At 56.1% G+C, this 14157-nt stretch carries 12 protein-coding genes; 7 read left to right on the forward strand and 5 right to left on the reverse strand.

The genetic code is table 11. The features are described 5' to 3' along the window. Positions 1–23: 23 nt before the first annotated feature. From ACR0DK_RS02135 to ACR0DK_RS02150, 4 genes are all read left to right on the forward strand, one after another. On the forward strand, positions 24–1106 hold the full coding sequence (locus ACR0DK_RS02135) for an ABC transporter permease (protein WP_170392492.1): 1083 nt from the start codon (positions 24–26) through the stop codon (positions 1104–1106). Position 1107: 1 nt separating this feature from the next. Then, positions 1108–2028, forward strand: a complete 921-nt coding sequence (locus ACR0DK_RS02140) for an ABC transporter permease (RefSeq protein ID WP_170392493.1) — start codon at positions 1108–1110, stop codon at positions 2026–2028. A gap of 34 nt (positions 2029–2062) precedes the next feature. Beyond that, positions 2063–3136: a BMP family ABC transporter substrate-binding protein gene (locus ACR0DK_RS02145; protein ID WP_170392494.1), complete on the forward strand. Its 1074-nt coding sequence runs from the start codon at positions 2063–2065 to the stop codon at positions 3134–3136. A 263-nt stretch (positions 3137–3399) separates the two neighbouring features. Beyond that, positions 3400–4434: a S41 family peptidase gene (locus ACR0DK_RS02150; RefSeq protein ID WP_480735679.1), complete on the forward strand. Its 1035-nt coding sequence runs from the start codon at positions 3400–3402 to the stop codon at positions 4432–4434. A 195-nt stretch (positions 4435–4629) separates the two neighbouring features. Here the strand turns inward: ACR0DK_RS02150 and ACR0DK_RS02155 are convergent, their stop codons facing one another. Together ACR0DK_RS02155 and ACR0DK_RS02160 are read right to left on the reverse strand one after the other, a co-directional pair. Further along, positions 4630–5862 (reverse strand): HlyD family secretion protein, encoded by a 1233-nt coding sequence (locus ACR0DK_RS02155; protein ID WP_170392496.1) that lies wholly within the window; start codon positions 5860–5862, stop codon positions 4630–4632. A 3-nt stretch (positions 5863–5865) separates the two neighbouring features. Then, positions 5866–6276 carry a hypothetical protein gene (locus tag ACR0DK_RS02160; RefSeq protein ID WP_170512621.1) on the reverse strand — a complete coding sequence of 137 codons (411 nt, stop codon included), beginning with the start codon at positions 6274–6276 and terminating at the stop codon, positions 5866–5868. Positions 6277–6479: 203 nt separating this feature from the next. Here ACR0DK_RS02160 and ACR0DK_RS02165 point away from each other — a divergent pair, with 203 nt between their 5' ends. The 3 genes from ACR0DK_RS02165 to ACR0DK_RS02175 all read left to right on the forward strand — a co-directional run bounded on the left by ACR0DK_RS02165 (position 6480) and on the right by ACR0DK_RS02175 (position 8605). Beyond that, positions 6480–7541, forward strand: a complete 1062-nt coding sequence (locus ACR0DK_RS02165; RefSeq protein WP_480734664.1) for an NAD(P)/FAD-dependent oxidoreductase — start codon at positions 6480–6482, stop codon at positions 7539–7541. A 2-nt stretch (positions 7542–7543) separates the two neighbouring features. Then, entirely contained in the window at positions 7544–8197 is a 654-nt protein-coding gene (locus tag ACR0DK_RS02170; RefSeq protein WP_480734665.1) for a DUF938 domain-containing protein, read from the forward strand. Between the two features lie 72 nt (positions 8198–8269). Then, positions 8270–8605: a carboxymuconolactone decarboxylase family protein gene (locus tag ACR0DK_RS02175; protein ID WP_170401940.1), complete on the forward strand. Its 336-nt coding sequence runs from the start codon at positions 8270–8272 to the stop codon at positions 8603–8605. 69 nt (positions 8606–8674) lie between these two features. On the opposite strand, the gene ACR0DK_RS02180 is transcribed toward ACR0DK_RS02175, so the two are convergent. The 3 genes from ACR0DK_RS02180 to ACR0DK_RS02190 all read right to left on the reverse strand — a co-directional run bounded on the left by ACR0DK_RS02180 (position 8675) and on the right by ACR0DK_RS02190 (position 14135). Further along, positions 8675–11182, reverse strand: coding sequence for a GcvT family protein (locus ACR0DK_RS02180; protein ID WP_480734667.1), 2508 nt, complete (start codon positions 11180–11182; stop codon positions 8675–8677). Positions 11183–11322: 140 nt separating this feature from the next. Further along, complete coding sequence (locus ACR0DK_RS02185) at positions 11323–12651, reverse strand: hypothetical protein (RefSeq protein ID WP_480734670.1); 1329 nt, start codon at positions 12649–12651, stop codon at positions 11323–11325. An 86-nt stretch (positions 12652–12737) separates the two neighbouring features. Continuing rightward, positions 12738–14135: an FAD-linked oxidase C-terminal domain-containing protein gene (locus tag ACR0DK_RS02190; protein ID WP_170733023.1), complete on the reverse strand. Its 1398-nt coding sequence runs from the start codon at positions 14133–14135 to the stop codon at positions 12738–12740. Positions 14136–14157: the final 22 nt, after the last annotated feature.

The raw sequence follows: 14157 nt of genomic DNA on the forward strand, positions 1-14157 counted from the left end.
GAGAAACGCGGGGGTATGAGCAAATGATTGTGTTGGAGAAACGGCCTCAGCCGTCCAAGGCGTGGTCTTATGCCACCCCTCTGGTCGCGGTCCTGGCGACGATGGTTTTTGGTGGCATCCTGTTCGCCATTCTGGGCAAAAACCCGGTCGAGGCTATTGGAACCATTTTCTGGGAACCCCTGTTTGGCGAGTTCGCCTTCTATTATCGGCCGCAATTGCTGGTTAAGGGCGCGCCCCTGGTTTTGATCGCTATCGGCCTGTCTTTAGGCTTCCGCGCCGGTATCTGGAATATCGGGGCCGAGGGTCAGTACATTATGGGGGCCATTTTCGGTGCGGGTGCTGGTCTGGCATTCTATCCGCTGGATGCATTCTACATCTTTCCGATCATGGTGATTGCAGGCGCGTTTGGCGGCTGGCTATGGGCAATGATCCCAGCCTTCCTGAAAGTGCGCTTCGGTACTAATGAAATCCTTGTGTCGCTGATGTTGGTCTATGTGGCCGAACAGATGCTGGCCTCGGTCTCGCTAGGCCTGCTGAAGAATCCCGAAGGGTTCGGCTTTCCGGGTTCGCGCAATCTGCAATCCTACGACAGCGCGTATAATGCCGAGCTGATTGCGGGTTCAGGCATGCACTGGGGCGTAGTCACTGCCCTGATCGCTGTTATCTTTGCATATGTCTTGCTGAACCGGCACATGCTGGGCTTCCACATCCGCCTGACAGGTGAGGCCCCGCGTGCGGCGAAGTTCGCAGGTGTAAACCCTGCCCGCCTGATCCTGTTCTGTCTGGGTCTGGCCGGCGCGCTGGCCGGTCTTGCGGGGATGTTCGAAGTCTCGGGCCCTGCTGGCGTGGTCAGTATCGATTTCAACGTCGGTTACGGCTTTACCGCGATCATCGTGGCTTTCCTTGGCCGTTTGCATCCGGTGGGCATCCTGCTGGCCGGAGGCCTGATGGCGTTGACTTATATTGGCGGTGAAATCGCCCAATCTCAGCTGGGTCTGCCCGCCGCAGCCATTCAGGTATTCCAGGGGATGCTTCTGTTCTTCCTGCTGGCATTCGATCTTCTGACAAACTACCGCATCCGTGCGGCCCGTAGCGAGGTAGCTTGATATGGACCTTGGTGAAATTAACCCCGTCCTTCTGGTCGCCTCGCTAATGGTGGCCGCAACCCCACTTTTGTTGGCCGCAATCGGAGAATTGGTGGTCGAAAAAGCAGGCGTCCTGAACCTCGGTGTCGAGGGCATGATGATCGTGGGCGCAATCAGCGGCTTCGCAATCTCGGTCGAGACCGGTTCGCCCTGGCTGGGCTTTATCGCGGCAGCAATCGGTGGCGCGGTGCTATCGCTGTTGTTTGTACTGCTGACGCAGGTGGCGCTGGCCAATCAAGTTGCCAGTGGCCTGGCCCTAACATTGTTCGGCCTCGGGTTCAGCGCGCTGATGGGGCAGAGCTACGTAGGAATAAAGCCGCCCAGCATGGGTGAAATCCATATCCCGGTGATCAGCGATATCCCTGTTATTGGACCAATCCTGTTTCAGCACGACCCGATCCTCTACGTCGGAATTGCCCTGACGGCCGCCGTCTGGGCCACGCTGAAATACACACGCATCGGCCTGATATTGCGCGCCGTTGGCGAAAACCACGATGCGGCGCATGCGCTGGGCTACAAAGTCATCAAGATTCGCATCATGGCGATCCTGTTTGGTGGTGCTTGCGCTGGCTTGGGCGGCGCCTACATCAGCCTGATCCGCGTGCCGCAGTGGACCGAGGGCATGACTGCCGGTGTCGGCTGGATTGCCTTGGCGCTGGTGGTTTTTGCCAGCTGGAAACCATGGCGTGTCTTGCTGGGCGCCTATTTGTTCGGCGGCATCACTGTGTTGCAGCTTAATTTGCAGGCAGCGGGCGTTGCCATTCCTGTCGAGTATCTGGCAATGTCGCCCTACATCATCACGATCCTTGTGCTTGTGATCCTTTCGGCCGACAAGAGCAGCGCACCTGCCGCATTGGGCCGGACCTTCCATGCCTCGCACTAGGCGAGGCCAACTGAACCAACTTGGGGAGTAACACATGAAATTCACTACACTTTTGGCAAGCGCCGCAATGGCGCTGGGTCTGGCCTCGGGGGCCATGGCCCAAGACAAGACCAAAGTCGGCTTCGTCTATGTCGGCCCAGTGGGCGACGGCGGCTGGACCTATGAGCACAACAAGGGCCGTCTGGCCGTGGAAGAGCACTTTGGCGACAAGGTTGAAACCGTGTTCGTCGAGTCGGTGCCTGAGGGCCCAGATGCAGAACGCGTGATGACCCAGATGGCGCTGGAAGGCGCGGACCTGATCTTCACCACCTCGTTCGGCTACATGGATCCGACCATCAATGTCGCGAAGAAATTCCCGGATGTGAAATTCGAGCACGCAACCGGCTACAAGACCGCCGACAACGTCTCGGTCTACTCGGCCCGTTTTTATGAAGGTCGCGCAGTCCAAGGCCACATCGCCGGTAAAATGACGGAATCGAATATCATCGGCTACATCGGGTCCTACCCTATCCCTGAAGTGATCCGTGGTATCAACTCAGCCTATATCCACGCCAAGAAGGTGAATCCGGATGTCGAGTTCAAGATCGTCTGGGCCTACACTTGGTTCGATCCTGCGAAAGAAGCTGACGCCGCCACAGTTCTGATCGAACAGGGCGCGGACGTGATCCTGCAGCACACTGACTCGACTGCACCGCAGGCAGCCGCGCAAGAGGCAGGAAACGTTGTCACCTTTGGCCAAGCCTCCGACATGAGCGAATACGCACCCTTCCCGCGTGTGTCTTCAATCATCGACGATTGGGCTCCCTACTACATCGCGCGGACCCAGGCCGTGATGGACGGAACATGGGAAAGTGCCAACACATGGGATGGCATCCGGGAAGGCATGGTAGCAATTGGTGAGATTTCGGACGCCGTTCCGGCTGATGTTAAAGAAGAAGCACTGGCGCTGAAAGCCGCGATGGCAGCCGGTGAATACCACCCCTTTACTGGCCCGCTGAAAAAGCAGGACGGCAGTGACTGGCTGGCCGAAGGCGAGACCGCCGATGACGGTACGCTGGCGGGCATGAATTTCTACGTTGAGGGGCTGGAAGGCGAAATCCCGCAGTAGAAACTGACCCGGAAACTAACAACAAGGCCCGCATGTTTTTTGCGGGCCTTTTTAGTCGCCCTGAGCCCAATCTGGACATTGACGAGTGGCTATGCGCATCGTGAAACATGTCGCTCACGGAAGACCTGAACCAAATTTTAGAAACTGCCCTGCCGACCGATCCCAGTTTTCGACAGATCGAAAAGGCCGTGATTGACGACTGTATTGGTGAAACCCGGCAATATGCCTCAGAGGGCTCTGTCGAAGCCTTCCTTTTGTCAGCGATGCGTTTATTGGCACTTCCCGGCAATGGGCACACACGGCTGATCCCGAATGATGCGATCGCGGTGCTACCGCTGAGATTCGTGAGCGTTGGACGTTCCGTTCAATTCATCGACGCGGCGCCAGAGATAGCCGCACCGCGAGGAGAGTTGATAGCGGTCAACGGCTCAGCTTTGAGCCAGATTGAAGCCACTGCAGAGAAATTTCTGGCGGGAACGTGCCAAAGGAAACGGGTCATCGGCCCGATTCTACTGGCTTGGCCGTACGCTTTGGCACGTTTGGGTTTTTCGTCAAACGGCGGCACGACCGAGTTCCGTGTGCAGGACGAAAATGGGCGGATAGCCAATCTGAAAGTGGCCAATGAACATACAGTTCCTGGATCGATGCTCTATCCGAGAAACGAGCACGGCAAGGCTGATCCAGCCTGGGAACCCGAGATATTTGTAGAGATAAAGGACTGGCAAGAGCTAGGGCTATCAATAGCGTTACCAAGCTTCTTTGATCCGAACGAAAATGCGCTGCCTAAAGCCATCTCAGCCGCGGTGGAATGCGTGCGCGCATCCTCGAACAAAACACTACTAATTGATGTTCGCGGAAACACTGGTGGCGACTTTCTTCTAACGATGCCCTTGATCGACGCGATCTCAGAAAGCGCAAACAAGCAGGTTGTTATGCTTGTCGATAAATTCACGTTTTCCGCAGCGATAGTGTTTGTAGCCATCCTCAAACATCGATTGGGAAACAGGCTCAAACTCATTGGTGAGGAAATGGGTGATGCGCTGACGTTCTTTGCCGAGGGCGGATTGCTCGAATTGTCGACCAGCGGAGCGGTTGTTCGATACTCATCAGCCTTTCACGACTGGAAGAATGGAACGACTGACGATACCACGCCGCCCGAAATCGCAAGAAAAATCGTACCTGCGGGATCACTGAACTTGGATTTGGAATGGATCGAAAGACCTGCAGTTGAAGATGCACCAACCGAACTCCATCAACGAGTTCTCAAAAGCATGAGCAAATCGCTAGACAGCCGCTAAGTCTGCATAGCTGCATTCCAAGAAAGCAAATGCTGCACGCGCGGCGAAGGTCTACTTGGTGGCCAGTCTTATTGGCGACCCAACACCATCGGCCCGTGGGCAATATTAACCACGAGCGTTTCGATACCCAGCTGTCGTCGGGTCAGGACTTCAAGCGATTGAATCGCCGCAATGGTTAGGTTCTAGGGCGTGAAATTAGTGTCCGCCCAGCACCAGAGTGTTCACCGGCATCAGTATCAGTCGCAGGCGCAGGCCTGCCGCATGAACGACGCCAATCGTGTCTACCACATGCAGGAACGATTTTTCCCAGAAGCCGAGGCTCTCATCCTCCAGCTTTGCATGATTATCCGTATAGATATTCGCCAGACAGTTGCTGCCCGGAGGCACATCATCGGCCATGCTTTTGTAGAGCGGTTCAAGGTAGACAAGGATCGAACCAGGATTGGTGTTGCTCTGCACGTCCCGCAACTCATCAGATGGCCTGATCTGCCCCGATGGGATCACATCCTGCACCTCGACGACAACCACCGGGATAACGGTAAAGGGCTTGGTCATGCAGCCCAATTCGCCAATCATACCCGGTTTGACCACCTGGGCCGAAAGCTGACTGAACGCCGCCTGGAATCGGTCATGTCCGGAGGAGGATGGCACCAGAATACCCGCCGGGCGCAGCAAAGGGCTGACATAGTCGCCGACCTGAAGCCCGAATTGTTCAACCCTGCCCGTCACTCCAGCATTTACCACAGTCTTGTCCAACTCGGTCAATGCCGCATCCAGCTGCGCATTGGCACTGGCAAGTTGGGCCGGGATCAGCTCTTCGATCTGTTGTACAACCGCTGCGCGTTTTGAGACGGCTGCTTTGACCTGCGCTTCACGCTCGGCAACCAGATTTTCCAACCGATCAATCTCGGCCAAGCGCACCGCGCTGGATCCCTCGTCACGTAGGGTGGTATTGCGTTCCAGATCCTCGAGCGACTGATCCAGAGCTGCGCGCGCGCCTGCAATCCCGGCCTCAGCCTCGGCCAGATCGGTTTCCGCCACCTTCAACGAGGCTTGAACCTGAGCAATCTGGGCATGCGCCGCTTCGACCTGTGCGGTTTGCGTGAAGTCTTCGATCCGGAAAATCGGCTGTCCAGCTGTCACCTGTTCATTGTTGCGCACGTAGACTTCGGAAACGCGCCCCCCTAGCTGCGGAAGGATCGTTACCGTCCGGAAGTAGGAAGCCGCTGTTTTGCTGGACGGGTGGAAATAAAACAGCGTTGTGATAACGGTTAGCGCCAAAATAGCGCAAGTCGTCAGCCCCCAGCGCAACTCGTACCACATGGTGAAAAGCGTGATCTCGTGTCCGATCCGTTTGCCCTGCACAAAGCGGCGAAACAGATAGTCAGGAAGCACGGTAATCAGGGCGCACAGCATCGTCTCGATCATTGTTCAGTGCCCCTGTGCTGCCGGTTCGGAGGATTTGGATTGTTCGGGCTCAGTTTCCAGCTCAGGAGGGGGTGAAGCGTGTTCTTTGTCCTGCCCAGGCGCCAAAGATCGGATGGCATCGGCAATCGAGCGCAGCGGTGCTGCGAAATCAGGGAACTGGAACCCAGCCACAAGGATGGCGGCAACCCAGAAAAGGCCGTTATGCGTAAACAAAGCCAAAAGCGCCAGAATCCCAACCAATTGGAATTGCGGGTGATTGGTTTCATGCGCCATTTTTTCCGGGATCGAATGCAACGTGAAGTAGGCAACCCCGATCAGCACGACCATCCCGACGGTAAAAAACAACATGAAGGTGAAGAGGAAGTCGCTACCATCTGCCTGTGTCACATATGACGGAATGTGCCCCGTTGCCATCGGGTGAATATCTGCCGCGTTCACGTCCGCCTCCGAATCTTATGTTGTTTGCACTAAAAGCAGGCCGGCCGCCTACGATCAAGTTTCCATTGCGGTGGGCTTGTGTCTTTTCGTTTGGCAGTACGCGTGCCATGGTCCGCCAATGTCGCCAGTCAACTTACCACCGCCTCGATCACTTGGCGGCCGGAAACGGAACAAAACGCATGATTGATTTTCTGATAATCGGTGGCGGTGTCGCGGGGCTAAGCGCAGGTGCGCGCCTGTCAGAGCACAGCACAGTCACGGTGTTAGAGGCCGAGGACGGATTGGGATATCATACTTCGGGTCGTTCAGCTGCCCTGTTCGAAAAGGGTTACGGTCCAAACTCGGTCAAGGCATTGAACGAGGCAAGTGCTGCGTTTTTTGAAACAAATGCGTACCTAACACCACGCGGCCTGATGCTGATTGGCGGAAGGGATCAACAGGCGCTGTTTCAAAAAGACGCCCAAGATCTTGGTGTGCAAGAGATTTCGCCGGATGATGCCATCGGACACATTCCTGTCCTGAATGCTGAAACTGTCGGTTATGCAGCCATAAGTAATAGCGCATATGATATCGATACAGATCGCGTCCTGCAGGACTTTGCGCGAACCGTCCGCAAGAATGGCGGTTCGGTCCTGACCCGTCAGAGGGTCAGCAGCATCCGCAAATCGGTTCATTGGACCGTCGAAACCTCAGAATCCTTTGAGGCACGCAATCTGGTAAATGCCGCCGGAGCCTGGGTCGATGAGGTGGCGCAGATGGCAGGAATCTCCCCCATCGGGATCACACCTTACCGTCGATCGATTGCGCGCATCCCCGCACCGGGCGGACATGACCTGCGAAACTGGCCAATGATGCTAGGCGCAGGCGAGAGCTGGTACGCCAAACCTGATGCGGGCAAGCTACTGGTCTCGCCTTGCGAGGCGGACCCAACCACACCCCATGACGCTTACGCCGATGACATGGTTCTCGCAGAAGGACTGGCACGATACGAAGCGATGGTTACTGAAACTGTAACTCGGGTAGAAACCAATTGGGCGGGGTTACGTAGTTTTGTTGCCGATGGCACGCTGGTGCTCGGACCTGATCCATCCGATCCATCGTTTATCTGGTCGGCAGCACAGGGAGGGTATGGGTTTCAGACCGCTCCTGCAGCCTCGCAACTTGTGGCGGATCTTGTGACTGGCGCGTCGCCGCGCCTTGATGCGGCGATTGTGAAAGCGCTGACACCCGGTAGGCTGTAACGATGACAAAACGCAAACTGCCCTCAAATGCCAGCGTCGCCACCGAGGGCGACGGCAGCAAACTCGTCGCCCCAGCCGCCAGCCGAAACACGGTTGTGCTGTGCGATCTTCTGGCACGGGTCGCTCCGTCATCAGGACAGGCCCTGGAACTGGCCAGTGGAACCGGACAACACATTTCGGCCTTTGCCCAGCGGATGCCCGGGTTGCATTGGCAACCCAGCGAAGTCACCTCAGAACGGCGCGCCAGCATCGACGCGTACACCAAGGGTTTACCAAACACCGCCGCAGCCGTTCATCTGGATGCAACTGCGGAGGGTTGGCACAAATCAATGGCGCAGCAAGATTTGGTTTTACTGATCAACCTCTTGCACCTGATCAGTTTACCCGAGGCTGAAACCCTCGTTGCCGAAGCAGCGTGCGCTCTGAAAGCGGACGGGCGTTTGGTGCTTTATGGCCCTTTCAAACGTGACGGACACCTAACAAGCGATGGCGACCAGCGGTTTCACGACGCACTGGTCCAACAAGACCCTGAGATCGGGTACAAAGACGACACACATATATTGTCTATGTTAAAGGACAACGCCCTCGAACTGGTCGAAATCGTAAAGATGCCTGCGAACAACTTGGCATTTGTCGCCCAAAAAACTGGAATCTGATCAGGATCAAAGTCTGCTTTGCTCTTCATCACTCATATGCAGATTATCATATGTATCAAGAAGGACGTGATAATGAGCTGGCAGGATTCACTGAACGAAACGCGCAAAAGCTTGCGTAACCTTAACGGAGCCATTCCTGATACGGCGCGTGCCTTCGGGGCGCTGGGAAAATCTGTCAAGGAAGGCGGAACGCTGGACTACAAAACCAAAGAGTTCATCGCGTTAGGCATGTCAATCGCAGTACGGTGTGAGCCTTGCATTACCCTGCATTCCGAGGCGTTGGCCAAGGCGGGAGCCACCCGCGATGAGGTTTCGGACGTTCTGGCAATGGCCATCCAGATGGGCGGTGGGCCGTCCATGATGTACGCCGCCAAGGCACTAGACTGTTTTGATGAATTGAGCGCATGAAAAAAGCCCACCGAGAGCGGGCTTTTAGTAGGCGGTGCTACGTGAGTACCGCCTTATTTCTAAAAAGCGTCAGCCGTCCTTGCGGATGACCTCGTTCTTCGGATCATACGGGCTGTCACAAGTGACGACCGCATCCCACAGCTTGTCCTGAATTTTGACCTGCAGCTTGGTGCCTTCGACCGCCAGCTCAGGCTTCACATACCCCATGCCGATGGATTTATCGAACGCCACCGAGTACCCGCCCGAGGTCAAACGACCCACGCGCTCACCTTCCGGCGTGTACAGCGCCTCGCGGCCCCAGGGGTCGGCATCGTCCGGTCCGTCGATCAGCAGAGTGCAGCACTTCACGCGCACGCCGGTCTCTTCCAGCTTGGCTTTGCCGTAGAAGTCTTTCGACAGATCAACAAAGCGCGGCAGGTCAGCTTCCAGCGGGGTCGCGTCGCGGCCCAGTTCGGTGCCGAAGGCGCGATAGGATTTCTCCTGGCGCAGCCAGTTTTGGGCGCGGGCACCAACCAGTTTCATGCCGTGCTTTTCACCGGCCTTCTCCAGCAGGTCGAACAGATAGTTCTGCATCTCGATCGGGTGGTGCAGTTCCCAGCCCAGCTCACCCGTATAGGCCACGCGGATCGCGTTGACCGGGCACATGCCCAGTTCGATCTGACGGGCCGACAACCAAGGGAAGCGCTTGTTGGACAGCGCGGTTTCCGGATCGGCGTCCTTGATGACCTCTTTCAGAACGTCACGCGACTTGGGTCCGGCGATCGCGAAGACGCCCCACTGGGTGGTCACGTCCTGGATTTCGATGTAGCCGAACTCCTCCATCTTGTCCTCGGCCGCCTTGCGAAGGTAGTCGGCGTCGTACTCGGTCCAGGCACCGGCAGAGACGATGTAGTAATTGTTCTCGCCATTGCGGACGATGGTGTATTCGGTGCGGGTGGTGCCGTGCGCGGTCAGCGCGTAGGTCAGGTTGATGCGACCGACCTTGGGCAGCTTGTTGCAGGTGAACCAATCCAGGAACTGGGTCGCACCGGGGCCTTTGACGACATGCTTGGTGAAGGCCGACGCATCGATCAGGCCAACGCCTTCTCGGATCGCTTTGGCTTCTTCGACGGCATACTGCCACCAACCACCGCGGCGGAAGCTGCGGCTTTCTTTGTCGAAGTTATCAGGCGCATCCAGCGGGCCGAAATAGTTCGGACGCTCCCAGCCGTTGACCCAGCCAAACTGTGCGCCACGCGCTTTCTGACGGTCGTAGGCCGGAACGGTGCGCAGCGGACGGCAGGCTTCGCGCTCTTCGTCGGGGTGGTGCAGGATGTAGACGTGCTCATAGCACTCTTCGTTCTTGCGCGCCGCGAATTCGGTGGTCATCCAGTTCGACGAATACCGCTTGGGGTCCAGCGAAGCCATGTCGATCTCGGCTTCGCCATCGACCATCATCTGAGCCAGATAATAACCGGTGCCGCCCGCAGCGGTGATACCGAACGAGAAGCCCTCGGCCAGCCACATGTTGCGCAGGCCCGGAGCCGGACCAACCAGCGGGTTGCCATCAGGTGTGTAGCAGATCGGGCCGTTGAAATCGTCTTTCAGACCGGACTCAGCACAGGACGGCACGCGTTCGGCCATCGCCATGTACTGATCGGCAATCCGATCCAGATCCAGCGGGAACAGGTCGGCGCGGAAGCTGTCCGGCACGCCGTGTTCGAACTGCGCAGGAGCGCCATGTTCGTAGATACCCAGAATCCAGCCGCCACGTTCTTCGCGCGCATATGACTCGTTGTCGGCATCACGCACAACCGGATGCTCGGGGTTGCCTGCTTCGCGCCATTTGACCAGCTCAGGGTCTTTGTCCATGACAATGAAGGTATGCTCGACCGGGATCGCGGGCATCTTGATACCCAGCATTTTCGCGGTCCGCTGTGCGTGGTTGCCTGACGCGGTCACGACATGTTCGGCGGTGATCACAACCTGCTCATCTGACGGAATGAGGTTGCCGCCCTTTTCGACCATCTTAGTGCAGGTGACTTCCCAGTGAGTACCGTTCCAGTGGAACGCATCAGCCTGCATCTTGCGAACGATGTCGACACCGCGCTGACGCGCACCTTTGGCCATCGCCTGGGTCACGTCGGCAGGGTTAATGTAGCCGTCTTCAGTGTGATAGATTGCGCCTTTCAAGTCCGAAGTTTCGATCAGAGGCCAACGTTCCTTGATTTGCTCGGGCGTCAGCCACTCATATGCAACATCACAAGTTTCCGCTGTGGATGCATAGAGCATGTATTCATCCATACGCTCTTGTGTCTGTGCCATACGCAGGTTTCCGACTACGGCGAAGCCTGCATTCAGGCCGGTTTCTTCCTCTAGTGTCTTGTAGAAATCGACTGAGTACTTGTGGATGTGGGTCGTGGCATAGGACATGTTGAACAACGGCAACAGGCCCGCTGCGTGCCAGGTGGAACCGGAAGTCAGTTCGTCCCGCTCGATCAGCATCACATCATCCCAGCCCGCTTTGGCAAGGTGATAGGCAATCGAGGTCCCGACGGCGCCGCCGCCAACGACCAGTGCTTTGACTTGGGTTTTCATAGCCGGGTGTCTCCCCTTGAATTCAGTTGACACCATATGGCGCATTTGAGGGGCTCGACGCGACATTCATCCGACCAGTGATATAAGAAAAGCGACCTGAGCGTTGCACCAGGTCGCTTTCCAACAGTCGATCTGACGTGTTATCCGCCCCCCAGTTTGCACCTTTTGAACGTTCCGGTGGTTGCGCAATCTATGCCCGTTCCGGAACCGCCTCGGTTTACCCGCACGGCAGTTTCTGCTTCGGAATCAGAGCTACCAAAGGCTGACAACAGTCCGGACAGGAAGCCTTCATTTTCGTTTACAGATGCGACTTCTTCAGAGGTTTCCTTATCTTTGAATTTGGCGAACAAATTTCCAAAGAAACCCTCGTCATCTCTGTCTGCCTGCTGCATCTCGTCTTCAAGCAAATCTGTCAGTCCTTTGCGGTATCCGACCTGGACCAAATCATCCGCAGATTCGATTCTGTTCGCGGTCAAGTCGAAGGTGTCTGCCGGCAAACCGTATTGCGCGGCCAAAGTATTTGCGACAAGAGACAATCCATCAATATTTTCTAGCTTCAAACGCGCCAGCTCGCTGCGCAGCTTGACAAACTCGCCGCGCAAGGCGGCCATGTTTGTCGCCAGTTCACTTTCTCGTTCAGCATCAAAAACGGTATCGTTGCCGACGCCAGGCACTTGCTTTTGAAGCAGTGCGTTCAATCCGTCATAATCCAGTCGATCCAGAAACGCTCGCAGCATAGGCGCTGGTGCATCGGAATAGACTTGCAAACGAATTTCTTCGCCCAGTCCGATTGTAGCCTTGTAGATTTCAAACCGAGGTTCGACCTCAAGGTCCGTCAGGCTCGCCGTGATCATTGACCAAAACTTTCGATCTTTCACTGTGACGGGTTTGTATCGGCTGTTTTCAAACCTGAAATACGCAGCACCACCAATTATGCCGAATGGAGTGTAGCCACTCGATCCTGCGCCCAACCCTTCGACAGACCTGGCGATGTTGCCAGTCAGTGTATTGGATTTAGCGTCTTTCCTGAGTTTCGCCTGTAGCCAGACCGTATGCTCGCCGCTTTCGTAGACCCAACTAGAATTATCGAGTTTTCTGACCAGTTGTTCGGTCTCTTGCACAGCAACTCTTTTTGCAATTGGACGAGCAGCTTCACTTATTCCGTCCTGCAAAACACCTTCTCGGGCATCGCGTGTAAAATCTGCATCCACGATCGAACGACGCACCCAGCCTTCGCCCGAATCCGGCAGGTACGGCTTGGCCCCCTCTCGCCAACGCTTCTGCCTTTCGCGTTCAACTTCTTCCGCGGCTAGCTCCGCCTGATATAAGTTGAACCGCTGATTAATCGTGTCGACATATCCGTTGAAGGACAACCTGCCTTCGACTTTCTTATCCTGCTGATAATAATCCAGACCTACGACAACCACGACCGCAATCAGCAAAAACCCAATGAAACGCAACGCGCCCATGAATAACCTCGGAATCAAATACTGCTCTTTCCCAGATCATTCACCTAAAATTGAGGCGCTGTTATGGCCGAGCCCAACAATCGCGGTCAGAGTACCTTGCCCGGATTCATAATGTTATCGGGATCCAGCGCTGCTTTGATCGCCGCCATATAATTTGTCGCCGCACCAAGTTCTTTCACCAGATAGGGGCGTTTACCCTGCCCGATTCCGTGTTCTCCGGTACAGGTGCCCTCCATCGCAATTGCAAGATCATTTAGCCAACCGACGAATTCCTCTGCACTTGCGACCTCTTTTGCGTCATCCATGTCGATTAACAGAAGTGTATGGAAGTTACCGTCACCAACATGACCCACGATTGGGGCCAGCAAACCCAATTCAGCGGCCTTATCCTGTGCGGCGGTCACACATTCGGCCAAACGCGAGATCGGAACACATACATCCGTAGAAATGCCGCGCGCGCCTGGGCGCAGTTGTAGGCTGGCCCAATACATATCGTGCCGGGCCTGCCACAGCTTGTTACGCTCTTCGGTTGTCGTAGTGGTGGTGATATCGCTGCCACCAAATTCTTCCGCGATTTGGCCAAAGGTCTCTGCCTGTTCCGCTGCACCGCTGTCCGAACCGTGAAATTCCAGCAGCAGCAGTGGCGTTTCTGGCAAATCCAGTCCCGAATAAGCGTTTGCAGCTTTGACCGACATCTGGTCCAGCAATTCGATCCGCGCAACCGGGATACCATACTGAATAGTCATCATCACAGCCTGACAGGCTGCATCCACCGATGGAAACGAACAGCGAGCTGAACTGATGGCCTCGGGGATACCCTGCAATCGCAATGTGATTTCGGTGATTATTCCCAGCGTGCCCTCGGCACCGATTAGCAAGCGGGTCAGATCAAAACCCGCCGAAGATTTGCGCGCACGATGCCCCGTGCGGATCACTTGCCCGTCCGGCATCACGGCCTCAAGACTAAGCACATTGTCTTTCATTGTCCCATAACGCACAGCATTGGTGCCAGACGCGCGTGTCGCGGCCATGCCACCTAGCGACGCATTCGCGCCCGGATCAATCGGGAAGAACAACCCCTGATCCCGCAGATGGGTGTTCAATTCGGCTCGGGTGACACCCGGTTGGACAACGCAATCTAGATCACCGACATTGACCGCCAATATCTTGTTCATCTGACTCAGATCGACGGATATGCCACCAGCAGGAGCGTTCACATGACCTTCGAGCGAGGTGCCTGTTCCGAACGGGATGACTGGCACCTTGTGCTCGGCACAGGTCCTGACGATATCGGCCACTTCTTCGGTTGAATGCGGGAAAACCACCGCATCCGGACTCTGGTTCTCAATCCACGTTGTCGTGTGCCCGTGCTGCTCGCAAATCGCAGCACCAGATTGCAGCCGGTCTGCGAACCTCTGCTTCAGAATTCCCAGCGCCGTGTCGATCCCGGCCTCGTTTCGCGGCAAAGCGGTTGCCTGAACCATTGCGTTCCCCTTTTCTCAGGCC

Source organism: Ruegeria sp. CE6 (assembly GCF_056537485.1).

Excerpts from the sequence above, each read along its gene's own strand:
- ACR0DK_RS02155 (WP_170392496.1), bottom strand. The coding sequence starts at position 5,862 with ATGATCGAGACGATGCTGTGCGCCCTGATTACCGTGCTTCCTGACTAT.
- ACR0DK_RS02165 (WP_480734664.1), top strand. The coding sequence starts at position 6,480 with ATGATTGATTTTCTGATAATCGGTGGCGGTGTCGCGGGGCTAAGCGCA.
- ACR0DK_RS02180 (WP_480734667.1), bottom strand. The coding sequence starts at position 11,182 with ATGAAAACCCAAGTCAAAGCACTGGTCGTTGGCGGCGGCGCCGTCGGG.
- ACR0DK_RS02150 (WP_480735679.1), top strand. The coding sequence starts at position 3,400 with ATGCGTTTATTGGCACTTCCCGGCAATGGGCACACACGGCTGATCCCG.
- ACR0DK_RS02170 (WP_480734665.1), top strand. The coding sequence starts at position 7,544 with ATGACAAAACGCAAACTGCCCTCAAATGCCAGCGTCGCCACCGAGGGC.
- ACR0DK_RS02160 (WP_170512621.1), bottom strand. The coding sequence starts at position 6,276 with ATGGCAACGGGGCACATTCCGTCATATGTGACACAGGCAGATGGTAGC.
- ACR0DK_RS02140 (WP_170392493.1), top strand. The coding sequence starts at position 1,108 with ATGGACCTTGGTGAAATTAACCCCGTCCTTCTGGTCGCCTCGCTAATG.
- ACR0DK_RS02145 (WP_170392494.1), top strand. The coding sequence starts at position 2,063 with ATGAAATTCACTACACTTTTGGCAAGCGCCGCAATGGCGCTGGGTCTG.
- ACR0DK_RS02175 (WP_170401940.1), top strand. The coding sequence starts at position 8,270 with ATGAGCTGGCAGGATTCACTGAACGAAACGCGCAAAAGCTTGCGTAAC.
- ACR0DK_RS02135 (WP_170392492.1), top strand. The coding sequence starts at position 24 with ATGATTGTGTTGGAGAAACGGCCTCAGCCGTCCAAGGCGTGGTCTTAT.
- ACR0DK_RS02185 (WP_480734670.1), bottom strand. The coding sequence starts at position 12,651 with ATGGGCGCGTTGCGTTTCATTGGGTTTTTGCTGATTGCGGTCGTGGTT.
- ACR0DK_RS02190 (WP_170733023.1), bottom strand. The coding sequence starts at position 14,135 with ATGGTTCAGGCAACCGCTTTGCCGCGAAACGAGGCCGGGATCGACACG.